Here is a 7,255-nt window from a genome sequence, read left to right on the forward strand (position 1 = left end):
TCGCAGTCCAGACCAAGGCCATCCAGATCGCGCGAGCGTCAGCGGGATCGTTCTTGTTGCCGATATTGCAATGGCTGGACGAGCTTCGCCGGCATTAGCTTGACCTGATCACCCATCTCAATCAATCCTTGCGCCCAGTGCTGGGAGCCGCGACAGGCCTCCGTCCCGATCAGACATGGTTCGCCATTCGCAAAATGCTCAAGGAATGTATCCCGTTTCAGCTGTCGGTTCGCGATCTCACCCGTGCCGGCGTCCACCCAATGAAGCTGGAAGATGTTCTTCGCGATATCCACCCGACCGTCGTATCGTTCGTTTGGTTCCCCTCCGGTTTGCCTGTGAGGATCTCAATGATCTTCCTTTAGGGCACTTTGACGCCGCCGGCCCGCGAGGGTCCGCCTTCTTTAGCGCATCTGCCTGCAATTACGGATTGCGCGACCTTGTCCTGTAGAGCGTCAAGCAAGAAGTGCGGCCGAACGACAAATGGAGAACGCCCCCACTTACCAAGCGGCAACTCTCCTGACTTCTCTGAAAGGACCTTCCATATTACCGCCTGCCTTCGGGACCATACCCACGTATTGCATGGCATGGCCCCCTTTCAAGTTGCTTTTCCTTCACTGCCTCTTTGTATCGTATCCGCATTCCCTCGGTCCGGTTGGTCGGGTTATCCACAGTTTCTGTGGGCATTCGTGCGAATCCAACTGGATGATTGGTATCGAAGTGCGCCGGGAAACGCTTCCGATTTGTCGCCGTTTGATCTGCTCGTCAGCAACGGCAGCACACAACCTCGTCAAATCTCGCGAGCTAACCCGAATCCCTGCCGATCAAACAACCGACGGTAAGTACTATCATCGAGCTGAACGAGCCGATCGTGGCTTCCTTCCTCGACGAGGCGGCCGTGATCAAACACCAGCAGCCGATCGAGCGCGCGAACCGTGGACAGGCGGTGTGCAGCCACGAGTGTCGTACGCCCAACCATCAACCGCTCCATCGCCTGCTGAATCAGCACTTCACTTTCGCGGTCAAGGTTCGAGGTCGCTTCATCGAGAATAAGGATTGGCGCGTCTGCCAAGAAAGCACGAGCGATAGCCACTCGCTGACGTTCACCGCCCGAAAGCTTCACGCCGCGATCGCCCACCAGCGTGGCATATCCGTTCGGTAACGCGGCAATGAACTCGTGCGCGTTCGCTAGCGCGGAAGCTTGCTCGATCTCGGCCTGCGTCGCGTCCGGCTTACCATATGCGATGTTCTCCGCTAGCGAGCGGTGAAACAACAACGGCTCTTGTTGCACGATAGCGATCTGCCGTCGCAGCGAAGTCTGCTCAACTTGGGAAATGTCTTGCCCGTCAATCCTTATGCAACCATCGCTGAGATCGTAGAGCCGCTGGATTAGTTTTATGAACGTAGTCTTTCCTGACCCTGAACGGCCCACCAGGCCAACGCGCTCACCGGGGGCAATGGTTACTGAGAAATCCTCGTACAAGGGCTCGCGGACTTTGTCATATTGGAAAGTCACGCGCTCGAAGCAAATCTCCCCTCGTCGAATCTCGATAGGACGCGCACCTGGCCGGTCCTCGACGCCAGATCTCTCTTGCTCAAGCAGAACTAGTTGTTGCATATCATTCACAGAGCGTTGCAGGTTGCGTACGTGCGTACCAACTTCGCGTAGATAACCTTGCAAGACATAGAACATTGTTAGCGCAAACGCGATGTCGCCGACGCTTGCTTCATCGCGCACGCGGAACCATAGTGCGGCACTGAGCATCGCGGTTTGCATCAGCACGAGCATGCCGCTCTGCACTCCACCATTGGTCGTGCTGCGCGCCCACATGCGAGCCGCATGCGTACCCCACTTGCTGACTATGCGGGCAAACCTAGCTTCTTCTCGGCTCTCGGCGCCAAACGCTTTCACGAGCGAGTTACAGGCTATCGCGTCGGCAAGCCGACCTCCCATGCGGGTGTCCCACAGATTGCTGATGTGCGCGGCGGGCGCTACATAGCCGAGCGATAGCGACACTGCGACCGTAATGTACAGCAGCGAACCTGCGCCAACCAGGACACCCATCAGCGGCCAGCGGACACCAAGCAGTATCGTCGCGCCACCCAGCATCAGCAGAGAAGGCAGCAACGCGAGAAGGAGCGTGTCGTTCATCAGTTCTAGCGCCCACATACCGCGCGTGATCCTATGTACTGTCGAACCGGCGAAATTATTTGTATGCCAATCGGTCGAGAGACGTTGCACTCGGCAAAAAGCGCTCGACGCGACATCGCTTATCATGTTCAACGTCAGCACCATGATGTTGTGAAGCGTGAAATGTCTCGCCAAGGTCGTGCCAGCTCCCAATGCAATCAGCAGACCAAAGGTATTTGCTGCATGGTGCCACGCAGTGGACTTCAAGCCCATATCACCGGCACTAGCTGTCAGCGCATCCACCAGTCGCCCAGAAAAGAATGGCGTCACCACCTCGGCAAGGGTGGCCAGTAATGCGAGCGTCGCGATCACGGAAATTCTCACGGGCTGTTTGCGCCAGTATCGTACAGTAAAGACTAGTACGTACTTAAACGCCCGCATGTCAAACCAAGGTTTCTTTTTCGTCATCTTTGATATATCGACGTATCTCACTTCGTGAAATGAAAGAATTACACCTCATCAATCATAGTTCGTATTGAAACCACACATTTGGCTCGACATAAACGATGCAATTTTGCTCCATTGAAACGAGCACCGGCACCAATGCCCCATCGACCTCAGCAGGTCCAGAATGTTCGAATATTTTCCCTGTCCATCGTGACCATTCCGAAATCGTTCCAACGATGGTCATAGAATAAGGGGCAATTTTCATGAGCCTTCCTCCAGCACCGAGGTGGGTTCGCAACCAAGAATCCGTCGGCAAACCGTCGGGGCGTTGGAGTCGGGTATACTCGAACATTGGCATACTGGGCACATGGTGTTTCTGGCTTGGCCGAACGGGGACCGAAAGTTTTGAGAATCCCGCCATTTTGGCACATTGCTTCAACGCATTCAGCAGTGCCAGCGCATTACCAAAACCTCTCGCCTTTGGCAGTAGGGTAATTTCGAGTGCGCTTATCGTCGTTGGTTCACGGCCTAGCAGACTGTCTTCGTGAGCCCAGCGGATAACCTCATCCCAACCGCCGTCCGGCAATTCCATGCGGCCCTCGATGTTTGAAGCAAATGGAACGCCGAAAGCGCGCCCAACGACCTCCTCATCGACAAGTCCAGCATACGCGAAGTCTAAGTATCTTGAGAAGACTCCCGCGCCAAAATAAAGCTTTGCGGTGCGATCATGGCGCATAAAGTCCGGCCACATGCTATCTAACTCGCTCGAAAAAACAAGAGGAATAAGTTCCGGCCTCTCTCGCAAAGAAAATATTTTCAAATTCATCTCCGAACTCCGACGGGAATCGTTAAATCGCATCGCTCATATTCTTTCTTACAGCCCCCCGAATGGATAGGGTCATCAATGATCTAGAGCACGTTAGGCTCTTTGTTCCGGGCTTTGTATCCTGACGGGACAAAAGAGCATAGGCCATAGCCAACCGATATATCGGGTGAAGATTGGTACTTCGCCACTGCGTATCTGACGTTGATGAACAAAGACACGCCGCGTCGCTGCAACGAATTGCGCGAGATGTTCGATGCACTGCGCTGGATCATGCGCGCGGCTATCCCGTGGCGTTTGTTGCCCAATGACTTTCCGCCGTGCGGCAGTAATGTCCATATGGCGGTCGATATCTTCGAGCAGTTGCTTGCTTCGCATGTAATGCCGGCCAACGAACAGGAGCATGCTCTGGTCGGAGAATTGGCGCGCCAGATTCAGCACGCCAAAGGCCAGACAGTCAAGGTTGCGTTCGCCGATCAGGGATATACCTGCGAAGAGCCTGCAGAGGCCGCACTCGACGAAGAGATCGAGTCTCAGATAATCAAGCGGACTGAGGCGAAAAATGGCTTCGTGCCGTTGCCGTGCCGCTGGGCGGTCGATCACGGCTTCGGCTGGCTCAACCACTTCCACCGACTGGCAGGAGACCAAGGGCAATTCCCCGAAACCCTGGTCGGCCTTTCTGTCGTACTCCCCGTGTTTATGCCTATCCACTTCGTATTCCTTAACAAAAGTGCTTTCTAACACCACAAGCGCTTCCCCGTTGAGGACAAGCTCAATCCCAGTTCCCTGTTGATATATGCAATGCACGCGCGGCGTGAGATAGTGAAGAACCTGCGGCTCGACAACCGGTCATGTTGGATCAAATGCCCCCATTGATGAAAGACGCGTCCAGAGGCCTCATTCTCTAACCGGGAATGGATATCCACGCCGTACTATTGAGTTGCACTCCCCGCCGGTCGACCCGCTTCACATCACCGCTAGCACTGCAAAGTGATCGTCTCTATTTGCTCATGATGTCAGCACCATTTTCCCGTTGCAGGTTGGCCGACAGCCTTGAATCGGAGTCAGTGTGCCACTGGTTCGCGCTTGAAAAGCATTACCATATTCGAGTAAGGCCAATGCAAATCTCGCGTTCTCTTGACTATCGCGATCGCCGCCCGCCAGTAGGCCCGGTGCTCGACCAAGACTGTTTTAAGTCAGGATGCAAGCACTCTGTTTTTAGCCAGAAGAGATACTTTTTCCAACACAGAAATGGCACGTTCTACTAGATATTCAGCGCTGTTATCTCTCTCGCAAGCGGCCTCCACAATTAACCGCGCGCTAAGACTCATTCGCAGCGCAGAAACAGGAACCCCATCGATCTCGCCACATAAAACGGGTTGGCCCAATTCGCAACGCGCGGACAATATTTTCCGTCTTACTCCGCGCGCCCTCCCACCAAGGTCTGCTTTCATTCGATTGAAGATTTTGGTGGTCTCCTCCGCGCGCAGCGGCCTTCTTCGGTTATCAAACTCGAACAAGACGAAAGGAAAAATCGTTGGTATCTGATCCCACGTCGCATGGTTTTCCGTTGGACGGCGCTGCAAGGCGGGTTGTTCCAGGAGACTAAGCTGTTGCGAGTTACTCATCCATGATGTAATAGCGTTATAGAAGTTCTCCACGACCTTTCTGATACCTTCCGTGGGGATGCTGTGAAAAGCCCGCAGTTCAGCGAGGGCAGCCTCCCACCGCAAAAGCAATCCAAAGTTGCTTGCATTGTGAAGCGACATGATGCCATTCCAATGTGGCGGCCACTCTGCGCGCGCACTATTGACGCGAAGTGCCGGATCGACCGGCCGCTTCATCAATCTGCATGCTGCGTCTGCCGGAACCAGCAACATTGCGGAAAATGGAGGGCCGTTAAAAAACTTTGATCCAGTAATGATGACAATACTATCCGCACGGAGGTAACTTACTAACGTGCTCGATGCCAGCCTGAATTGAGAGGCATCGATGACAGTCTCGATGATGTTTGGCCAGCGCCGCTTGAGTTCGAGGACGCGATCCGGACTGGGGCCCAACACGCCGGTCTTGGAGACGTCGGTTAATACGATCAAAATGCGCTCATACTGCTTTACAGCACTCGATACCGTTGCTTCAAGTTCGTCATCAACCGCAGTAATGGATCGGAGACTGCCGTTCTGTGAGCGAATTGCTATCGACTCGACGTCATTGACATCGCCGAAATCTCCCACATTCTCATCGTCCATCGCGGGCGGATAGCGATGATATAAGGCGCCCGCCAAAGCGCGCGCGACACCGCTCCCCGTCTCTTCCGGTTGAACCATGATCGCCAACGTTGTGCGAGAGCTGGTCCCGGCCACCAGTCTTGCGACAAGCATGTGAGCATCTGTGCCGGAAGCGGATACAATAGCCTCCAACCCAGATAGTTCTCCTAAGCCACACAGGTCGATAAATTCACTACGCAGCCTCGACATCTCCTCCAAATAAACATCCGCCGGATTTCTCTTCCGTAAGCTACTCAAGAGATGAGAGCGTAATTGTTGCGCAGCAGAGTAGCCAGATAGGGAGATAGTAGATGCCGTGGCGGAGCCAAATGCTAACAGTCCTGTATCTGGTATCGGTCGTCCCCCGTATTTGTTGATCATTGTGGCGGTGTCGAGTTCGATCCGCGGGTCCCCTCCTTGCGTTAGGGCTTCGAAAGTCGACGGGAGGTAACTGTCGAGATGGTGCGAGCGCGTTGTCATAGCGTCAGGGCCCTATTGTTCGCCGGTGTGGTGTGCCGCTTAAGCATAAGGAAAGCGCGCGTGCAAGAATCCGGCGGTTTTCCGGCACGGCCATCATTGTCACGTGATCGCCGGGAATCGGTATGGCGTGAATGGCCTCGGGATTTAGAACTCGGTCCCAGCCATGCATAGGTGCGATCTTCTTAGCCTCCGTTGCATCCGGAGTACACCCAGCCCGGAAATTCTGGGGAAGCTCAGATGCATAGAACTGGTGGATTTCGACTTGCAGGGATGGAACCTGATAGTTCAGTAACGCGTGCTGGAAATGGATATACGTTTCGGCGGTTTCGTAGAAATCCCCTTCTACAACTATCGCCCCGATTTCCTGTGCCTTTTGGAGTAGTTGCGAGACAGAACTGTTCCTAGCACAGCGCTGTAGCAGTTCGAATCGTTCATCGTCCAAAGACTCCAGAGGTTCAAATACCATTTCCAGTATTATTTCGGCATCCGATTTTTTCGGAGAATTTGCTGGCAGCGGGGCATCGATAAGACCCAGAAAGGACACCGTTTCATCAAAGCGCAGCAACTGCTGAGCAATCGCATAAGCTAGGACCGCACCGGACGAATATCCGGCAATCCGGTAGGGAGCTCGTGGCTGAATCTTCTTCATCGTCAATAGTGTATATGTTGCGATCTCCTCAAGAGTCAGTGAACGATCTTTGAAGGAGGGCCATGGCAGAGCGTAGATCGGACTATCCACTTCCATTTCTTTTGCCAAAGTGAAGACATACGAATAATCTCCATAGCCTGTCGGAACAAAGAACACGGGAGGCTGAGTTCCCGCCAAACGAACCGGCAACACTCCAGGGACATGACGCTCCATGGCCATCTCGGCCCTGGAGGCAAGGTCCTGCAGGACGGGGGCTTCGAAGAGATCGAGAGCGCTTAATTTCATTCCGCCATCCAGTGCTCGGCTGAGCAGCCGCACGGCCAGCAGTGAATGACCGCCCAGCTCGAAGAAGTGGTCATGCCGACCGACCCGCTCCAGACCCAGCAGCTCCGCCCACAGCTGCGCCAGCACCGTCTCGAGCTCCCCGCGCGGCGCCTCGTAGCCCCGCCGCGCATAGGCAT

Annotated in this window: 5 protein-coding genes and 1 pseudogene; 1 reads left to right on the plus strand and 5 read right to left on the minus strand. The window is 54.4% G+C overall.

All coding sequences use genetic code 11. The annotated features are described in order from the left end of the window. The 3 genes and pseudogenes from AB4Y34_RS40125 to AB4Y34_RS40135 form a co-directional block, all read right to left on the minus strand. Positions 1-293: pseudogene (locus tag AB4Y34_RS40125) on the minus strand (IS110 family transposase); the annotation flags it as partial. Positions 294-787: 494 nt separating this feature from the next. Further along, the gene (locus tag AB4Y34_RS40130; RefSeq protein ID WP_368719151.1) at positions 788-2,596 is read right to left on the minus strand and encodes an ABC transporter ATP-binding protein; all 1,809 of its coding nucleotides are present in this window, start codon (positions 2,594-2,596) and stop codon (positions 788-790) included. Between the two features lie 55 nt (positions 2,597-2,651). Then, positions 2,652-3,401 carry a hypothetical protein gene (locus AB4Y34_RS40135; RefSeq protein WP_217910973.1) on the minus strand — a complete coding sequence of 250 codons (750 nt, stop codon included), beginning with the start codon at positions 3,399-3,401 and terminating at the stop codon, positions 2,652-2,654. A gap of 159 nt (positions 3,402-3,560) precedes the next feature. Between AB4Y34_RS40135 and AB4Y34_RS40140 the strand changes: the two genes are divergently transcribed. Then, the gene (locus tag AB4Y34_RS40140) at positions 3,561-4,139 is read left to right on the plus strand and encodes a transposase (protein ID WP_176369925.1); all 579 of its coding nucleotides are present in this window, start codon (positions 3,561-3,563) and stop codon (positions 4,137-4,139) included. 455 nt (positions 4,140-4,594) lie between these two features. On the opposite strand, the gene AB4Y34_RS40145 is transcribed toward AB4Y34_RS40140, so the two are convergent. Together AB4Y34_RS40145 and AB4Y34_RS40150 are read right to left on the minus strand one after the other, a co-directional pair. After that, on the minus strand, positions 4,595-6,046 hold the full coding sequence (locus AB4Y34_RS40145; RefSeq protein WP_368719152.1) for a hypothetical protein: 1,452 nt from the start codon (positions 6,044-6,046) through the stop codon (positions 4,595-4,597). A gap of 103 nt (positions 6,047-6,149) precedes the next feature. After that, positions 6,150-7,255: thioesterase domain-containing protein (locus tag AB4Y34_RS40150; RefSeq protein WP_368719153.1), on the minus strand; the 1,106-nt coding region annotated here is incomplete at its 5' end.

This window comes from Paraburkholderia sp. BR10954 (assembly GCF_040965775.1).
GTDB lineage: Bacteria > Pseudomonadota > Gammaproteobacteria > Burkholderiales > Burkholderiaceae > Paraburkholderia > Paraburkholderia youngii.